The organism is Bradyrhizobium guangdongense (assembly GCF_004114975.1).
Classification (GTDB): domain Bacteria; phylum Pseudomonadota; class Alphaproteobacteria; order Rhizobiales; family Xanthobacteraceae; genus Bradyrhizobium; species Bradyrhizobium guangdongense.
On the sequence record NZ_CP030051.1, the window covers coordinates 7,269,806 to 7,286,843 of the forward strand.

Here is a 17,038-nt window from a genome sequence, read left to right on the forward strand (position 1 = left end):
CATTGCGTTGCTGCTTGACTCCACGGACCCGTCCGTGGAGGTTCGCGAGCGACGAAATCAGCCGCCCGCAATGGACGACGCGACCGCCAGCAACGACATCCGCCTTCGCGAAGGCTCCTCGATCGCGCAGCGGCTGGTCGTGGCCGGCTCGGCGGCGGCCGTGGCGTTGTGCTTTACTCCGGGCCTGTTCACGCACGATGCGCTCGAGATCATCATCTCGGTGGTCGCACTGCTGGCGGGCGCGGCGTTTGTCGGCGTGATCATGCTGACACCGGCAGTGGTGTGGATCATCACGCCGGAGCAGATCCTGATCGGACGACAGCGTCCGTTTGGCAAGCTGCAGACCCGGGTCGTCACGAAGGATGACATCGCTGGATTACAGGTTCCCGGCAGCAAGACCGCCAAAGCCCGCTTCCAGCTGGCCTTCACGCTGGCTTCGGGCGAACGCCTGATCTCCCCGCCGCTCGCCGACGTCACCCATGTGCATGACACCGTGGCGAGGATCGCAACGCAATTCGACGTCCCCAATGTCGAGGCGCCCGTCAACCCGCTTGATGCCAGCAATCCCGAGATGCGTCTCGGCGACCCCATCGAGCCTTTTTCCCAGAGGGACATAAGGATTGCGGCGCTGATCGTCGTCGCGCTGAGTGTCGCACCTTACGCCTACAGGCTCTGGCGCGGCCTGCAGCCCCAGTGGATCGACTATATGCTGCTGCCGCTTGGGGCGATCGCGGCGTTCGGCGTCTACCGATTTGCCAATCTCCTCACCGGCGCCTTCTGGATTGTCCGCGAGGCCGATATCCGCATCGAACGCCTCTGGGGCAATGGGCAGCCGCGCACGGACCAGATCGAAGGACATGACGTCAAAGCGATCACGATCGAGCGTCGCGGCCGCTCCGAGGACGAGCATTGCATCGTCGTGATCCGGCTGCTTTCAGGACGACGGTTTCGCAGCCCGCGCATCGGCTCCCGCGCGGAGGCCCGCGCCGTGGGCGCCGAGATCGTGCGGCGGCTCGGGATCGGGCCGGAGGCGAACCAGATCTAAGGCCCCCTGTTGCCATGGGCTCGCTCTGCGCCTCTCCCCGCTTGCGGGAGAGGTCGACACGCCCCGGCCGATGCTAAGCATCGTCCCGCGCGGGGCGGGTGAGGGTTCTTTCCTCTGGGGAGTATCCCAATGCGGAGACACCCTCTCCCCAACCCTCCCCCACAAACGGGGGAGGGAGCGCATCGAGCCAAGCTCACTGCTTTTCGCGCCATCCCTCATTCATGGCATTGCGCCGCGTCGTCAAAAAACCAAAGCATTCTCGTGACATACTCGCTGGGCACGCCTTGAACTTGCCACGAAGCTGCCCCTGAGTTCAGATGGTTCGGATTGATTTGCGCTGTGGCAGCGGGGGAGAGCCTGAAATGACCGATGTTCGTCGCCTGACCGGGGCGTTTGTCGCTGCGATCGGCCTGATCCTGTCCTCGCCCCAAGCCTTCGCCCAGCAGCCCGACCGCGGCGATGAGCCCGGCCTGATCGCCGACGACAGCTACCAGCTCGATCCGGAATGGCAGAAGCAGGTCGTGTACTACCGCACCACCGAGGCGCCGGGCACGATCATCATCTCGACATCGGAGCGTCACCTCTATCTGGTCCAGCCCGGCGGGCGCGCGATCCGCTACGGCATCGGCGTCGGCCGCGACGGCTTCCAATGGCAGGGGCTGGTGCAGATCACCAACAAGAAGGAGTGGCCGGACTGGACGCCGCCGCCGGAGATGATCCAGCGCCAGCCCTATCTGCCGCGCTTCATGGCCGGCGGCCCCGGCAATCCGCTGGGCGCGCGCGCCATGTATCTGGGCACCACGGTCTACCGCATCCACGGCACCAACCGTCCTGATACGATCGGCACCAAGGTGTCCTCGGGCTGCTTCCGTCTGGTCAACAACGACGTCGCCGATCTCTATGATCGCGTGCCTGTCGGGACCAAGGTAGTCATCCGGCAGAAGCCCGAACTCTGACGGCCATGCTTCGGAGCATGGTCCTCCCGACCATGCTCTCCCGCCTTCGCCAAAATTCCTTTTCCCGATTTTTCGAGAGAGCAACATGATGCGCACATTTCGAGGCGGCCTGCTGATCGGGCTCGCGGTCGCCGTGCTGGTCGCTGCCTTGGCCATCACCTACGAATTCTACGACACCCGCACCTTGAAGCGCACCGTGCGCCGCGGCGAAGTGCTGTGCGGCGTCAACAAGGGCCTGCCGGGCTTCTCCATCCCCGACGACAAGGGCAACTGGACCGGCTTTGACGTCGACTTCTGCCGCGCGGTGGCGTCGGCGATCTTCGACGATCCGAACAAGGCCAAATTCGTTCCGCTCGACGCCAGCGAGCGCTTCAAGGAATTGCAGAGCCGGAAAGTCGACATCCTCTCGCGCAACTCGACCTGGAGCATGGCGCGCGAGCTCGACTACGACCTCTATTTCCCTGCCGTCGCCTATTACGACGGCGAAGGCTTCATGGTGCCGCGGTCGCGCAACAAGGAGACCTCGCTCGATCTCGCCGACAGCAAGGTCTGCGTGCAATCAGGCACCACCACGCAGCTCAACCTCGCCGACTACTTCAAAGCCAACAACATGAAGTATGAGCTGGTGAAGTTCGACAAGCTGGAAGACGTCGTGAAGGCCTACGACACCGGCAAGTGCGACACGCTGACCGCCGACGTCTCCCAGCTTTACGCGCTGCGGCTGAACCTGTCGAAGCCCGGCGACCACATGATCCTGCCCGACATGATCTCCAAGGAGCCGCTCGCTCCCGTCGTGCGCCAGCGCGACGACGACTGGATGATGATCGTGAAGTGGACACTCTACGCAATGATCAACGCGGAAGAGCTCGGGGTCACCTCCCAGAATATCGACGAAGCCCTCAAGTCGAAGAAACCCGAGGTGATGCGCCTGGTCGGCACCGAAGGCAATTACGGCGAGCAGCTCGGCCTCACCAAGGACTGGGCGGTGCGCATCATCCGCCATGTCGGCAATTACGGCGAGATGTACGAGCGCAACATCGGCGAGAAGTCGCAGCTGAAGATCCCGCGCGGCATGAACCAGCTGTGGAACGCGGGCGGCGTGCAATATGCGCCGCCGATGAGGTAGGGCAGCTCTCTCCACTCGTCATTGCGAGCGAAGCGAAGCAATCCAGAATCCCTCCGCGGTGACAGTCTGGATTGCTTCGTCGCAAGAGCTCCTCGCAATGATGAGATTGGGGCGTGCACTTTCCACCCACTCAATTGTCATCGCCCGGCTTGACCGGGCGATCCAGTAATCCGAGAAGTCAATCGTATGCGGAGGGGCTGCGGCGTACTGGATCGCCCGCCTCCGCGGGCGATGACAACGAATGTGCCGGTACGACTCAATACCCCCGCGCGCGCGCGAGCTGCTCGGTGTGGTAATTGGCATCGCCGAACAGCTCCTCGCACACCCGCGCCCGCTTCATGAAGAAGCCGATGTCGAACTGGTCGGTCATGCCCATGCCGCCGTGCATCTGCACGCCTTCCTGCACCGCGCGGGTGGCGGTGGTGCCGGCGCGGGCCTTGGCGACCGCAACGCTTGATGCGGCCTTGGCGACGTCCGCATCCAGCGCCTGCAGCGCCTTGATGGTGGCGGCGCGGGTGATCTCGATGTCGATGTAGAGCTCGGCGGCGCGGTGCTGCAGCGCCTGGAATTCGCCGATCAGCTTGCCGAACTGCTTTCGGCTCTTGAGATACTCGACGGTACGGCCAAACACCTCGTCGCTGAGCCCCACCATCTCGGCGGCGACCGCGCCGCGACCGATGTCGAGCACGCCGTCGAGCAGCGAAGCGCCCTGATCGACCTCGCCGAGCACGCTGTCGGCGGTGACTTCGACATTGGAAAGCTCGAGCCGCGCGGCATTGTGCGCATCGACCATGATGGTGCGCTCGATCGCGACACCCTTCGCCGCAGGGTTCACCAGGAACAGTGTCAAGCCATCACGCTCGCCGGCCGAACCGGCCGTGCGCGCGGCCACAATGAGGAGGTCGGCGACGTGGCCGTCGACCACCAGCGCCTTGGCGCCGGAAAGCTTGAAGCCGTTGCCGGCGCGCACGGCCTGAAGGTTGGTCTGGAGCGGGCGATGCTTGGCGCCTTCGTCGATCGCAAGCGTCGCCAGCAGCGAGCCGCTTGCGATCTTCGGCAGATATTCCGACTTCTGCGCGGCATTGCCGCCGCGGTTCAAGGCGGAGGCCGCGACCACGGAGGTGGCGAGGAAGGGCGATGGCATCAAGGTGCGGCCGATCTCCTCCATCACGACACCGGCTTCCATGAAGCCGAGGCCCGAGCCGCCAAACTCCTCCGGCACCAGGAGGCCGGCAAAGCCCATCTCGGCAAAGGAATGCCACAGCTCCTTGGAGAAGCCGGTGGGATCCTTGGAGTCGCGCAAGGACCGCAGGTGCGACACAGGCGCCTTGTCGCTGATCAGACCGCGCGCCGAGTCGCGGAGCATTGATTGTTCTTCGGTGAGGACGAGGGCCATGGGTGTGTTTTCCGATCAACGTTCTATTTGTAGCTCGTCATTCCGGGATGGCCCGAAGGGCCAGACCCGGAATCCATTTCGCCGCAGAGAATGCCGCCTGATGGATTCCGGGCTCGCGCTCCGCGCGCCCTGGAATGACGGGTGGTGAGTGCGTGCCTTACGCTCCCGGCAGATCCAGGATGCGCTTGGCGACGATGCCGAGCATGACCTCGGACGTGCCGCCCTCGATCGAGTTCGCCTTGGTGCGCAGCCAGGCGCGCGGACGGGCGCCCTGCCTGGAGCGTTCGCTCTCCCATTCCAGCGCGTCGACGCCGCCGGCCGACATCAGGATCTCGTAGCGGCGCTTGTTGAGCTCGGTGCCGTAATATTTCATCGCCGACGAAAACGCCGGATGCGCCTGCCCCGCTTTGGCGAGATCGACCGCGCGCTCGGCGCAGGCGGCAAGCGCAGCTTCATCGACGTCGAACGTCGCGATCCGGCCGCGCAGCATGGAATCATCGAGCCTGCCTTGCGCGTCCGTGCCGACGGAATCCGCCGCGATCTGGCCGAGCGGGCGGCCGACGCCGCGCTCGCCCATCCCCGAGATCATCGCACGCTCGTGCTGCAGCAGATATTTTGCGACGTCCCAGCCACGATTGACGGTGCCGACCACATGCGATTTCGGCACGCGGACGCCGTCGAAGAAGGTCTCGCAGAACGGCGAATAGCCCGAGATCAACAGGATCGGCTTGGTGGTGACGCCCTTCGAAGTCATGTCGAACAGGATGAAGCTGATGCCGTCGTGCTTCTTGGCCGTGGGATCGGTGCGGACCAGGCAGAAGATCCAGTCGGCGTAGTTGGCGTAGGACGTCCAGATCTTCGATCCGGTGATGACGAAGTCGTCGCCGTCGCTCTCGGCGCGGGTCTGCAGCGAAGCGAGGTCGGAGCCGGCGTTCGGCTCGGAATAGCCCTGGCACCAGCGGATTTCGCCCGCCGCGATCTTCGGCAGATGCTCCTTCTTCTGCGCCTCGTTGCCGTATTTCAGCAACGCCGGCCCGAGCATCCAGATGCCGAAGCTCGACAGCGGCGGACGCGCGCCCATCTTCGCCATTTCACTGCGCAGCACCTTGTGCTCGGCAGCGCTGAGGCCTCCGCCGCCATACTCCTTCGGCCAGTCCGGCACGGTCCAGCCCTTGTCGCGCATGCGCTCGAACCAGATGCGTTGCGGCTCGGACGAGAACTTTGCGTTGCGTCCGCCCCAGAACACGTCGGCATCCGAGGTCGCGGGCTTGCGCATCTCCGGCGGGCAATTGGCTTCCAGCCAGGCTCGCGTTTCGTTACGGAATTGCTCGAGCTCGGCGCTCTCGATCTCACTGGCTTGGGAGTCAGGCATGGGTCGTTTCCATCAATCACATCAGACTTGTTGGCGGCGACTCTGGGCCAAGCCCTCGCGGAATTCAACCACTTCCGCACTCCGTCATGGGTTATAGTCGCTACACGACGGTGCTTGAAAACAAAGAGGAAACGCGAATGCGCCTGAAACTTCTTTCGCCTGGCGAAATGAGCGAGAGCCAGCGGCAGACCTATGACGAATCGATTGCCGGCAAACGCGGCAAGCCGCCGGCGCCGATGATGGCCTGGCTCAACAGCCCCGACATGGCCCGTCACGCCACGCGGCTCGGCGAGGTGCTGCGCTACGACACGATCTTCCCGGCAAAGCTGTCGGAGATCGCGATCCTGGTGACGGCGCGGCACTGGACCGCGCATTACGAATGGTATGCGCATAAACGGCTCGCGCTCGCCGGCGGCATGGCCCCCGAAATCATCGATGCGATCCGCGACCGCCGCACGCCTGCGTTCGACGATCCCAAGGCCAAGATGATCTACGACCTCGCGAAGTCGCTGCACGAGGGCCGCGGGGTCGAGAAGGGACTCTACGACGAGGCGGTGAAACTGCTCAGCGAGCGCGGCGTGGTCGAGGTGATCGGACTGTGCGGCTATTACACGATGGTCTCGATGACGCTGAACACATTCGAGTTCGGGCTGCCGGAGGGCGAAGCGCCGGAGCTGTCATAGTTTCATATCCGGAAACGATGGGTTTCGGGATGAGCCGGTGGCGGCATTCCGAAGCGCGCCTTATGTGGGGTTGATCAACGGAGCCACATCATGTCGCAAACATCAGCCATTGCCGCCGGCACCCGCATCGGCCACGTCCATCTCAAGGTCGCCGACCTCGATCGCGCGCTCGGCTTCTACTGCGGCGTGCTCGGCTTCGAGCTGATGCAGCGCATGGGCTCGGGCGCGGCCTTCATCTCGGCCGGCGGCTATCATCACCACATCGGGCTCAACACCTGGGAGAGCAAGGGCGGCTCGCCACCACCGCCGGGCACCACCGGACTGTTTCACACCGCGATCCTCTATCCGACACGGGCGGCTCTGGCGGATGCGCTGCACCGCGTCCTCTCGGCCGGCATTGCGCTTGACGGTGCCAGCGACCACGGCGTGAGCGAGGCGCTGTATTTGCGCGATCCTGATCAGAACGGCGTGGAGCTGTATTGGGACAAGCCGCGAGAGCAATGGCCGTTCGGGCCGGATGGGAAGCTCGCGATGTTCACCAAGCGGCTGGATGTGGAGGGCTTGTTGAAGCAGCGCGAGGCGTGAGCCCCGCTCTCTCCTCGTCATTGCGAGGAGCCCTTGCGACGAAGCCATCCAGGATCCCTGCGCGGAAAGATTCTGGATTGCTTCGCTGCGCTCGCAATGACGGTGTGTGTGGAGGCGGCGTCGCGTCTTTGCGCAGCTGCCGTAGCAACCATTAAGTCGCCCCCGATGGCCTTGATGGTGACGCCGCGCTTGCGCCCATCAAGGCGTGGCTTGGCAGCAGCTGATGTAAGGCGGGAGCAGAGCGACGGCCAGCCTTGACGGCCGCCGCGCGCGGCGTCTTTGTTGCGGCAGGTCGGGACGAAGAAACGGTCGCCTAGTCGAACAAAGAAACGGGTCAGGCGGCGGGCCGCTTGGCGAGTTGAGGCAGCTCTGCCACCCAGGGAGTTCCGCGGGCGACGACGGCGTTGATCGTGACGAGCAGCTTTCTGGCGCAGGCGATGAGCGCGCATTTGTGGCCTTTGCCGGCGGCGATCAGGCGGGCGTACAGAGCCTTGAGCTGCGGATTCCAGCGGAAGGATGCCGCAAGGGCCGCGGTGTAGAGCGCCCGGCGCAGGCGTTCGCGGCCACCCTCGATGTGACGGGCGCCGGCGCGATTGCCGCTGTCGTCGTCGTAAGGCGCCAGCCCGCCGAGAGCTGCAGCGGGCCCACGCGTGATGTTGCCGACCTCGGGCATCCTGACCAGGACGGCAACCGCGGTCGGCAGGCCGCAGCCGGCGACGCTATAGATCAGATCGAGCCGTGCGGCCAGATCAGGGTGCTTGCGGATCGTCGCCAGCAGCGCTTTGAGTTCAGCTCGTTTGGACTTGGTCAGGAGCGCGATCTGCGCCTTCCAAACCCCTTGAATCCGCGTGTCGCGGCAACTCTCAAGCCGGTTCTTCAGTCTTGCGATGTCCTCCGTGATCTGGTCGATCATCGTCAGATGCTCGGCAAAGGGCTGCAGACGCGGATCCGGAGCGGGATGGATCGTTTTGACCGCAGCAGTGCACATCGCGATCAGCGCCGCGTCGATCGTATCGTTCTTGGCCAGCAGCTGATGGAACGTGGCATAGGCACGGACCTGCTTGGGCTGAAACAGGACGACGACGAACCGCTTGCGTCGCAGCTCAGCGACGACAGCCCGCTCATAGCCTCCGCTTGCCTCGATCCCTATCCGCTTGACCTTGTGGCCCTTCAGCCACTCCACCAGCTCCTGGCGGCCTTCTACCGTATTGTCGACCTGCAATCGCTCCGAGCTGCCGTCGACCGCCACGTCGAGCTTGTCTTTGCCGGTATCGATCCCGGCACAGATCATGATATGCTTGGCCATCTTCCTCGACCCTCCCTTGTGAATGCGAACCTGAAGTTCGTTCAACCATGCGGGTCCCGCTGAAGTGCCGACCGCGATCTTGCTACGAAACGCAGCCCTTCAGGGCTTCGGTGGGCATCGATCCGATCGATCGGCGGCCCAGCTCGGGCGGCCACCCGGGCTGGGCCATTCCTCACGGAACGTGGCCATCCTAACCCGGCGCGCTAATACAAGGGTGGGCAAAGCGACTTGTCCGCCGTAGCTCGAAGAGCGAAGGCGGAAGCGTGCCCACCGATCTCGCGATATAGATATAGGTCGTGGGCACGGCGCTGTGCGCCTTCGCCCACCCTACGAGAGTTTTGCTCTTGACTTGCCCCGCATCATGATCAGGGCCGCAGCTGTCACTTCCAGAGCGATGCAGAGATAGAACGGCAGCGAATAGCCGCCGGACCAATCGCGCAAGAAGCCGACGACGCCGGGGCCGAACGCATAGGTGACCTGGTTGATCGCGGTGTTCAGGCTGATCAGCACGCCGAACGAGGCCGAATCGAACTCCTGCTGCACGATCAGCGACGGCAGCGTGATGAGATTGCCGACGGAGAAGCCGAACACGGCGCAGGCCGCGATCAACACGTAGTCATTGTGCAGATTGATCACGACGCAGAGCGCAGCCGCCTGGCTCAGGAACGACAGCGCTGACGCGAGCCGCTGGTTGAGGCGATCGATCACCAGCGAGAACAGCACGCGGCCGACCACCGCCATCGCGGTGAGCACCGCGACCGCGACCGCCGCGCGCTCGCGTCCGATCACGGGATCGAGGAACGAGATCAGGTGCACGATGAAGCCGACCTGCGCGAACAGCACCAGCGCGAACGCGATCGTGACGGTGAGGAAGCCGATATCGCGCAGCGCGCGCTTGCGAACCTCCGTGGAGGATTGCGGCTTTGCTTTCGCGACACCACGCCAGCCGTGAAGATCGGGCGGCCGGCCGACCACGAGCAGGATCACCGGCACGAGCAGCACCAGCATGGCGCCGGCGGCGGTATACATCGCGTTGGCGAAACCGATGTGGCTGATCAGGCTCACCGGCAGCGGCACGCCGACGATGCCGCCGAAGCTGGCACCGTTGAGCGCCAGGCTGATCGCCATGCCGCGCTTGCGGTCGAACCAGAGGCTGATGGTGTTGGTGATCATGGCAAGGCTTGTGCCGGCCCAGCCGAAGGCGAGCACCGCGTCGGCGAGATAAAGCTGCCAGGGTTCGCGCACCGCGCCGATCGCGACGCTCGCTGCCGCCATCGCCAGCGTGCCGGCGATCAGGCCGAGGCGCGCACCGTATCTCTGGACGGCCTCGCCGACGAACACGACGAGCAGCGCGCCGAACAGGTAGAAGAACGTGGTGCCTGCGGAGATCAGCGAGGCCGACCAGCCATGCGCACGCTGGAGCTCGGCGACATAGACGCTCTGGCCGTAGAAGCCGAGCCCCCAGCCGAACGTCGCGAGCAGGAAGCAGACGGCGACGATGCGCCAGCCTTGATAGCGGAGCGAGGATTCGTCGACCGGCGGAGTCTGTGGATTGTCAAGCATACTAACCACTCCGTCATGCCCGGGCTTGTCCCGGACATCCTCGTCGATCTGCGCGTTCAAGACGTGGATGGCCGGGACAAGCCCGGCCATGACGCATCATCTAGTCAATCATCTCAGAAAATCACTTCGACAGCGATCAAACTATCAACGTTGCTGACAGTCTCCTGCCAAATTCAGATCGCGTCCGGGAACTCGCCCATCGCGGCCTCGAGCCGGGCCTTGCGGCGGCGGGCCCAGGACGCCACCGAGAGCGCGACGAGGCCGATCACCACCGGCGGGAACACCACCAGGTTCACCGCGGACCATCCGTAATTCGCAAGCAGCTGTCCGGAAGAGAACGAGCCGATCGCCATCATGCCGAACACCAGGAAGTCGTTGAAGGCCTGCACCTTGTTGCGCTCCTGCGGACGGTGCGTCTCCAGCACCAGCGCTGAGGCACCGATGAAGGAGAAATTCCAGCCGACGCCGAGCACGAACAGCGTGGCCCAGAAGTGCATCGCGGTGATGCCCGACAGCCCGATGGTAGCGGCGCCGGCTTCCAGCAACAGGCCGGCGGCCACGATCTTCGGTGCGTTGAAGCGAGAGATCAACGCGCCGGTAAAGAAGCTCGGCCCATACATCGCGACGATGTGCCATTGAATGCCGAAATTGGAATCGGAGACCGAGAGCCCGCACATCTTCATGGCTAAGGGCGCCGAGGTCATCACCAGATTCATCATGGGATAGGAGATGACGCCGCACAGCGCGGCGGCGATGAAGCGCGGCTGGGTCACGATGGTGAGCAGGGGCCGGCCGCCATGCAGATCTGATGGGGCGGGCTTGGGTATGTCGACGCCGGCGACGATGCCCATCGCGACAAGCGCGACCGCAGCCTGGACCAGGAAGCTGAAGGCGAACAGATAAGGCGACCAGACGTCCATGGTCCATTGCACGAGCTGCGGACCGAGCACGCCGGCAAACACGCCGCCCGCCATCACCCACGACACGGCTTTGGGGCGATACGCGGCGCTGGCGCCGTCCGCAGCCGCGAAGCGATAGGATTGCGCCACCGAGCCATAGAGGCCGCCGAGGAAGGTCGCCAGACAAAACAGCGCGAACGAAGCATGCAGGATCGCGAACGAGCCGAGAAGGCCGGTGAGCGCGCCGCAGCCGGTGCCGATCACGAAGGCGACGCGCCGGCCGAAGCGGCGCGAGATCGCGCCGGTCGGCAGCGTGCCGGCGGCGAGGCCCACGACGTACATCGACAGCGGCACGGTGGCGAGCGAGATGTCGGGTGCGAGCATGGCACCGACGATCGAGCCGGTGGCGAAGATCACCGCCGAGTTGGCGCCGGTCAGCGCCTGCGCAGCGGCAAGGCGCAGCACATTGGCGCGCGCACGGGCGTCATCGGCAATCTCGTTGGTGGCAGTCACGTCTATCATCGGCACTTTCGCCCAAGGGGCCTTCTTGATTCCCGGCACTATGGAGGGGCCGAAACAGCCGGGCAACCGGCGCAAACGGGCGCAGGCCATGCCTCTGACGCAATCAGGCGCATGATATCAGGCCCGCGCCCTTGACGGCTTGCGTTCGATCAAATCCTATCCGGCCGCCGTTACAGGGAGTTTCGCTCATGTCCGTCGACAGCAGGCCCACGCTCAGCGCTCCCGACGACGATCCATGGCTCTGGCTCGAAGAGGTTGAAGGCGCCCGCGCGCTCGAATTCGTCGAGCGGCAGAACCAGCTGACGCTGGCAAAATACGGCGGCGCGGCGTTCGAGCGTGATCGTGACCTGCTCGCGGCGATCTTCGATCGGCCGGACAACATTCCCTATGTGCGGCGGCGTGACGGCTACCTCTACAATCTCTGGCAGGACGCAGAGCATCCACGCGGCCTATGGCGGCGCACCACGCTTGCGGAATTTCGTACGGCGACGCCGTCCTGGGAGATCCTGCTCGACATCGACCAGCTCGCCGCGATGGAAGGCAACGACTGGCTGTTCAGCGGCGCGTCGTCCCGGCCCGGAAGCACGCGGGTGATCCTGGCCCTCTCGCGCGGCGGCAGCGATGCCGTGACCTTGCGTGAATTCGACACCGACACCAGGAGCTTTGTGGTGGACGGTTTTTTTCTGCCGGAGGCCAAGAGCAGCGCCGAATGGGTCGATGCCGACACGCTGCTACTGTCCAGCGCGCTCGGCGAGGGCATGGCGACAAGCTCGGGCTACGCGAGATCCGTGCGGCTGTGGCGGCGCGGGACCGGCGTCGAGCAGGCGCCGGTGGTGTTCGAGACGAGCGCCGACCACATGCGGGTGTACAGCTACGTCGATAACACCGTGCCGTCACAGCGCATCTGGTTCATCGACCAGACCGACTTCTTCAATTTCCGTACCTCGCTCGGCACTACGGCCGGTGCAACCACCACCCTCGACCTGCCCAGCAATATCTGGATGCAGACCCACGGCGACTGGCTGTCGGTCAAGCCGCGCGAGACCTGGTCGGTTGCGGGACACACTTATGAAGCCGACGCGATGCTCGGCATGTCGCTGTCCGCGTTCATGGCGGGCAGCCGCGACTTCACGGTGCTGTTCGAGCCGGGCCCGCGGCGGGCGCTGCAAGGCTTCTCCTGGAGCGACGGCAAGCTCCTGCTCTCCATCCTCGACGAGTTGCGGCCGGTGTTCGAGCTCTGCACGCCCTCAGCGTCGGGCTGGAGCCGGCAGAAGCTGCAAGGGCTTCCCGACATCGGTGTGGTCGACGTCTGGGGTCTCGATGCCCACGAATCCGAGAGCAATGGCGACCTGCTTGCCAATGTGCAGGACCCGCTGACGCCGCCTTCGCTGATGCTGCTCGAGCGCGGCGTCGGAAGCCCTGTCGTCCTGAAGCAGGCACCGAAGACCTTCAACGCCGACGGCCTCGTGGTGACGCAGCACGAGGCGGTCTCCGTCGACGGCGAGCGCATTCCCTATGTGCAGACCGGCCCGGCCGGCGTGTCAGGCGCTGCACCTGTTTATATGACCGCCTATGGCGGCTTCGGCCTCGCAGTGAGGCCGCAATACAATTCATCGCTCGGCAAGCTCTGGCTCGAGCGCGGCGGCACCACGGTGCAGGCCAATTTGCGCGGCGGCGGCGAGTTCGGCACGCGCTGGCCCGATGCCGGCCGCTACGCCGGCAAGAAGCTGTCGCACGATGATTTCGCGGCCGTGGCCGCCGATCTGGTCCGGCGCGGCGTGACGACGCCGAAACGCATCGCCGCGCAGGGCGGATCGAACGGCGGCATCCTCATCACCAACATGCTGGTGCGCTATCCCGAGCGCTTCGGCGCGCTGTTCTGCACGATTCCCTTGATCGACATGCGCCGCTACACGAAACTACTCGCGGGCGCGAGCTGGATCGCCGAATATGGCGATCCTGACAAGCCGGAAGAGTGGGAATGGCTGAAGACCTACTCGGCCTATCACAACGCAAAGCCCGGCCAGGCCTATCCACCGATCCTGATCGCCACGACGCGGCGCGACGACCGTGTCCATCCCGGCCACGCGCGCAAGATGGCGGCCAAGCTCCAGGCGATGGGTTATGAAGCCTGGTTCTACGAGCCCGCCGCCGGCGGCCACGGCTACGGCAAGGACAACAAGGAGCGCGCCGGCTTCCAGGTGCTGGGCTTTCAGTTCTTGAAGGAGAAGATCGGGTGGCGGGACGGCGAGGCCTGACGGCCTCGCGCCTCAACCACGCGCGAACACCAGCGTCAGATTGTTCGCGGGCATCTCGATCGTATCGATGAGACGAAAGCCCACACCGCGCGCGAGCGTCTCGACGTCGCCGAGGTCGCGCACGCCCCATTCGGGGTTGCCTTCACGCAAGGAGGTGTCGAACACGGCGTTGCTGAGCGCGGTGTGCTTGCCGTCGCGCTTGAACGGGCCGTAAAGGAACAATTCGCCGTCGGACCGCAAGTAGCGGCCAGCGCCGGCAAACAGCCCCTCCGCCACCGACCAGGGCGCGATATGAATGACATTGGCGCAGAACACGGCCGAAAGATCGCTCGGCCCCTGCCCGTTTCGCATCTCCGGGCACCAATCGGGATCGGACAGATCGATCCGCAGGGGGCTGCGGATGTTTGTCAGGCCCGAATGCACGCGCCAGGCCTCGATGCTCTTCACGTGGCGCTGGTTGAGATCGCTCGGCCACCAAACCAGATCGGGCGTATGACGGGCGAAATACACCACGTGCTGGCCGGTTCCACTGCCGACCTCGACGACGTCGCCCGACCGCCCGGCGAGATGCTTTGCCAGCGCGGCCCAGAGCGGTTCGTGATTGCGGTGGAAGGCGGGCGCATCAAGGCGACCGTCAGGCTCGACCCGGCCGCCGTCCCTGCCAAATTCGACGACATATTCAGCCAATTCACGTCCCCGGAAATGAGAAAGCAGTCCAAAACGCGAGCAAGGACCAAACGCCCCAAAACGCAGCCCGGCAAAGCCGGCTTGATGAACGATCTATCTCTTCAGTTGCAATGCGGCAGATATTAACGCCATTTTGCGCCCTGCATAGTGTTGATTGTCAGGGCATGTCGTTTGTGCTTTGAGCACCATATTTCCGCTACCAGACCTTCGAAATCACGCCTCGGAACGACGCCTTGACCGCCTTTTTTCGCAAGCCCGCCCTGCTCCTCGCGCTGGTCGTCCTCGCCGGCCTCGCCGCGCGCCCGGCGTGGGCGCAATCGACCGTCGCCGAGGGCCAAAAGCTCGCCTTCGACCGCGGCAAGGGCAATTGCCTGACCTGCCACGTCATCATTGGCGGCGATCTGCCGGGAACGATCGGGCCGGAGCTGAAGGACCTCAAGGCCAAATACCCTGATCGTAACGAGCTGGCCGCGATCCTGTTCGACGAGACCAAGCGCAACCCGCAGACCATGATGCCGCCGTTCGGCCGCAACCGAATCCTCACTGAACGGGAGATCAACGCGATCGTTGATTTCCTGCAGACGCTGTAACGGCGGGCCAAGGAGACTCGAGATGACGACGCATATCGGCCCTCAACCGACCCGGCGCCTGATCCTTCAGGGTGCCGTTACGGTCGCGCTGATCGGCCTCGGCAATCTACCGTTCACGCCGGCGCAGGCCGCGGCGAACGACAAATATCCGGAAGAGGCGTTCAAGCAGAAGAGCGAGGCCGACGCGATCAAGGCGCTCTACGGCAAGACCGCCGAGCCTTCCGACAAGGTCAAGCTCGATGCGCCTGAGATCGCCGAGAACGGCGCGGTGGTGCCGATCTCGGTGACGACGACGCTGGACAAGGTCACCTCGATCTCGTTCTTCGTCGCCGAGAACCCGAACGCGCTCGCGGCGTCCTACAAGATTCCCGACGGCACCATGCCCGTCGTCGCCAACCGCCTGAAGATGGCCAAGACCACCAATGTGGTCGCGATCGTGGAAGCCGACGGCAAGCTTTTCAGCGCGACCAAGGAAGTCAAGGTCACGGTCGGCGGCTGCGGCGGCTGAGGCGCGAAAGGAGATCGAACATGGCATCCAGCATTCGCGTCCGCGCCACCGCCAACGGCGACATCACCGAAGTGCAGGCGCTGATCCAGCACCCCATGGATTCCGGCTTCGTCAAGGACGCCAAGGGCGAGCTGATCCCGCCGCATTTCATCCAGGAGCTGAAGTTCGCCTGTAACGGCAAGGAGGTGTTCGTCGCCGATTGGGGACCGGCGGTCTCCAAGGACCCCTATATCAAGTTCAGCTTCAAGGGCGCCAAGAAGGGCGACGATCTCACGATCTCCTGGACCGACAACAAGGGCGGGTCCGACCAGACCACCGCGAAGATCGCCTGATGAAGGCCGGCTCCTCCCTCCTGCTTGGCTCGCTGAGCGCTGCGCTCGTCGCGTTCGCGCTCACCTCGCCGCGCGTGATCGCGGCCGACAAGGTCGATCCCGCCGCCGACGCCAAGGCGTTCCAGAACTTCTTCTTCCAGAAGTTTCCTGACGTGAAGCACGAGGATTTCGTCAACGGCCCTTATTCGATGAACGAGGACATGAAGCGGCAGTGGCAGGAGAAGGAAGAATTCCCGCCCTACGAGTTCGCGCTCGATGCCGGCAAGGAGATGTTCTCGACGCCGTTCAAGAACGGCAAGACCTATGCCGATTGCTTCCCGAACGGCGGCATCGGCATTCGCCAGAACTATCCTTATTTCGACACCAAGGAGGGCAAGGTCGTCACGCTCGAGCTCGCGCTCAACCGCTGCCGCGAGGCCAATGGCGAACAGCCCTATTCCTACGTCAAGGACGAGATGGCCTCGCTCACGGCCTACATGGCCTTCACCTCGCGCGGCAAGCCGATGGACATCAAGATTCCCGATGATCCGCGCGCGCTCGAGGCGTTCGAGAACGGCAAGCGCTATTTCTACACGCGCCGCGGCCAGCTGAACTTCTCCTGCGCGAGCTGCCATGTGCAGAGCCCGGGCCAGCGCATCCGCGCCGAGATCCTGGCGCCCGCGCTCGGCATCCTCAACGCGATGCCGATCTACCGCTCCGAATGGAGTGGCATGGGCACCACCACCCGCCGCCTCATGACCTGCAACAGCCAGACCCGTGCGGTTCCGCTGGAGCCGCAGGCGGACGAATATCGCGACGTCGAATATTTCCTGTCCTACGTCGCCAACGGCCTGCCGATATCGGGCCCGGGAGCGCGGCCATGAAGCGGTCACTTGCCCTCGCCATGCTGCTCGCCTTGAGCTTCGCGCCGGCGGCGCGCGCGGCGAGTGAAGCGGACTACAAGGCGGCCTATGCCGCCGCGGAGGCCGCGTCCAAGGAGGCAGCCGGCATGCGCAACCAGTGGACCACGACGGTCGCGACGCTGGCGGCCGCCAAGAAGGCGGGCGATGGAGGCGATTTTGACCGCGCCGTGGCCGCCGCAAAAGAGGCCGAAGCGCTGGCAAAGGCATCGATTGTGCAGGCGACATCGGAAAAAGACGCCTGGAAGGCGATGGAAATCCGCTAGAGTGAGTTCTCGTGGAACTATCGACCTGCCGGGAATCGGCGCGGA

17 protein-coding genes are annotated in these 17,038 nt (G+C 64.5%); 11 read left to right on the top strand and 6 right to left on the bottom strand.

Features of this window, described 5'->3' with window-relative positions:
* Positions 1–70: 70 nt before the first annotated feature.
* The 3 genes from X265_RS34830 (at position 71) to X265_RS34840 (ending at position 3,127) form a co-directional block, all read left to right on the top strand.
* The gene (locus X265_RS34830; RefSeq protein ID WP_164938945.1) at positions 71–1,045 is read left to right on the top strand and encodes a hypothetical protein; all 975 of its coding nucleotides are present in this window, start codon (positions 71–73) and stop codon (positions 1,043–1,045) included.
* 362 nt (positions 1,046–1,407) lie between these two features.
* Positions 1,408–2,001, top strand: a complete 594-nt coding sequence (locus tag X265_RS34835; RefSeq protein ID WP_128968937.1) for a L,D-transpeptidase — start codon at positions 1,408–1,410, stop codon at positions 1,999–2,001.
* 88 nt (positions 2,002–2,089) lie between these two features.
* On the top strand, positions 2,090–3,127 hold the full coding sequence (locus X265_RS34840; RefSeq protein WP_128969519.1) for an amino acid ABC transporter substrate-binding protein: 1,038 nt from the start codon (positions 2,090–2,092) through the stop codon (positions 3,125–3,127).
* A gap of 256 nt (positions 3,128–3,383) precedes the next feature.
* Here the strand turns inward: X265_RS34840 and X265_RS34845 are convergent, their stop codons facing one another.
* Both X265_RS34845 and X265_RS34850 read right to left on the bottom strand, forming a co-directional pair.
* Entirely contained in the window at positions 3,384–4,523 is a 1,140-nt protein-coding gene (locus X265_RS34845) for an acyl-CoA dehydrogenase family protein (protein ID WP_128968938.1), read from the bottom strand.
* Between the two features lie 157 nt (positions 4,524–4,680).
* Positions 4,681–5,895 (bottom strand): acyl-CoA dehydrogenase family protein, encoded by a 1,215-nt coding sequence (locus X265_RS34850; protein ID WP_128968939.1) that lies wholly within the window; start codon positions 5,893–5,895, stop codon positions 4,681–4,683.
* Positions 5,896–6,032: 137 nt separating this feature from the next.
* Here X265_RS34850 and X265_RS34855 point away from each other — a divergent pair, with 137 nt between their 5' ends.
* Positions 6,033–6,578: a carboxymuconolactone decarboxylase family protein gene (locus tag X265_RS34855; protein ID WP_128968940.1), complete on the top strand. Its 546-nt coding sequence runs from the start codon at positions 6,033–6,035 to the stop codon at positions 6,576–6,578.
* Between the two features lie 90 nt (positions 6,579–6,668).
* A complete protein-coding gene (locus X265_RS34860; RefSeq protein WP_128968941.1) occupies positions 6,669–7,163 on the top strand; it encodes a VOC family protein in 495 nt (164 codons plus the stop codon).
* Positions 7,164–7,497: 334 nt separating this feature from the next.
* Here the strand turns inward: X265_RS34860 and X265_RS34865 are convergent, their stop codons facing one another.
* The 3 genes from X265_RS34865 to X265_RS34875 form a co-directional block, all read right to left on the bottom strand.
* Complete coding sequence (locus X265_RS34865) at positions 7,498–8,469, bottom strand: IS110 family RNA-guided transposase (RefSeq protein ID WP_128963081.1); 972 nt, start codon at positions 8,467–8,469, stop codon at positions 7,498–7,500.
* Positions 8,470–8,796: 327 nt separating this feature from the next.
* On the bottom strand, positions 8,797–10,032 hold the full coding sequence (locus X265_RS34870) for an MFS transporter (protein WP_128968942.1): 1,236 nt from the start codon (positions 10,030–10,032) through the stop codon (positions 8,797–8,799).
* Positions 10,033–10,205: 173 nt separating this feature from the next.
* Positions 10,206–11,453: an MFS transporter gene (locus X265_RS34875; RefSeq protein ID WP_128968943.1), complete on the bottom strand. Its 1,248-nt coding sequence runs from the start codon at positions 11,451–11,453 to the stop codon at positions 10,206–10,208.
* Positions 11,454–11,641: 188 nt separating this feature from the next.
* Between X265_RS34875 and X265_RS34880 the strand changes: the two genes are divergently transcribed.
* Positions 11,642–13,711, top strand: a complete 2,070-nt coding sequence (locus X265_RS34880; RefSeq protein WP_128968944.1) for a prolyl oligopeptidase family serine peptidase — start codon at positions 11,642–11,644, stop codon at positions 13,709–13,711.
* Between the two features lie 12 nt (positions 13,712–13,723).
* Here X265_RS34880 and X265_RS34885 read toward each other — a convergent pair whose 3' ends face one another.
* Positions 13,724–14,398: a DUF938 domain-containing protein gene (locus X265_RS34885; RefSeq protein WP_128968945.1), complete on the bottom strand. Its 675-nt coding sequence runs from the start codon at positions 14,396–14,398 to the stop codon at positions 13,724–13,726.
* Positions 14,399–14,631: 233 nt separating this feature from the next.
* On the opposite strand from X265_RS34885, the gene soxX reads away from it, so the two are divergent.
* From soxX to X265_RS34910, 5 genes are read left to right on the top strand one after another with little or no spacing between them, the layout of a single operon-like run.
* Positions 14,632–14,988, top strand: a complete 357-nt coding sequence (gene soxX, locus X265_RS34890) for a sulfur oxidation c-type cytochrome SoxX (RefSeq protein WP_128968946.1) — start codon at positions 14,632–14,634, stop codon at positions 14,986–14,988.
* 22 nt (positions 14,989–15,010) lie between these two features.
* Entirely contained in the window at positions 15,011–15,496 is a 486-nt protein-coding gene (gene soxY / locus X265_RS34895) for a thiosulfate oxidation carrier protein SoxY (RefSeq protein ID WP_128968947.1), read from the top strand.
* Positions 15,497–15,516: 20 nt separating this feature from the next.
* A complete protein-coding gene (gene soxZ, locus X265_RS34900; RefSeq protein WP_128968948.1) occupies positions 15,517–15,828 on the top strand; it encodes a thiosulfate oxidation carrier complex protein SoxZ in 312 nt (103 codons plus the stop codon).
* Positions 15,828–16,691, top strand: a complete 864-nt coding sequence (gene soxA, locus X265_RS34905; RefSeq protein ID WP_164938946.1) for a sulfur oxidation c-type cytochrome SoxA — start codon at positions 15,828–15,830, stop codon at positions 16,689–16,691. The genes soxZ and soxA overlap by 1 nt, the downstream gene beginning before the upstream one ends.
* The gene (locus tag X265_RS34910; RefSeq protein WP_128968949.1) at positions 16,688–16,993 is read left to right on the top strand and encodes a hypothetical protein; all 306 of its coding nucleotides are present in this window, start codon (positions 16,688–16,690) and stop codon (positions 16,991–16,993) included. Before soxA ends, X265_RS34910 begins: the two co-directional genes overlap by 4 nt.
* Positions 16,994–17,038: the final 45 nt, after the last annotated feature.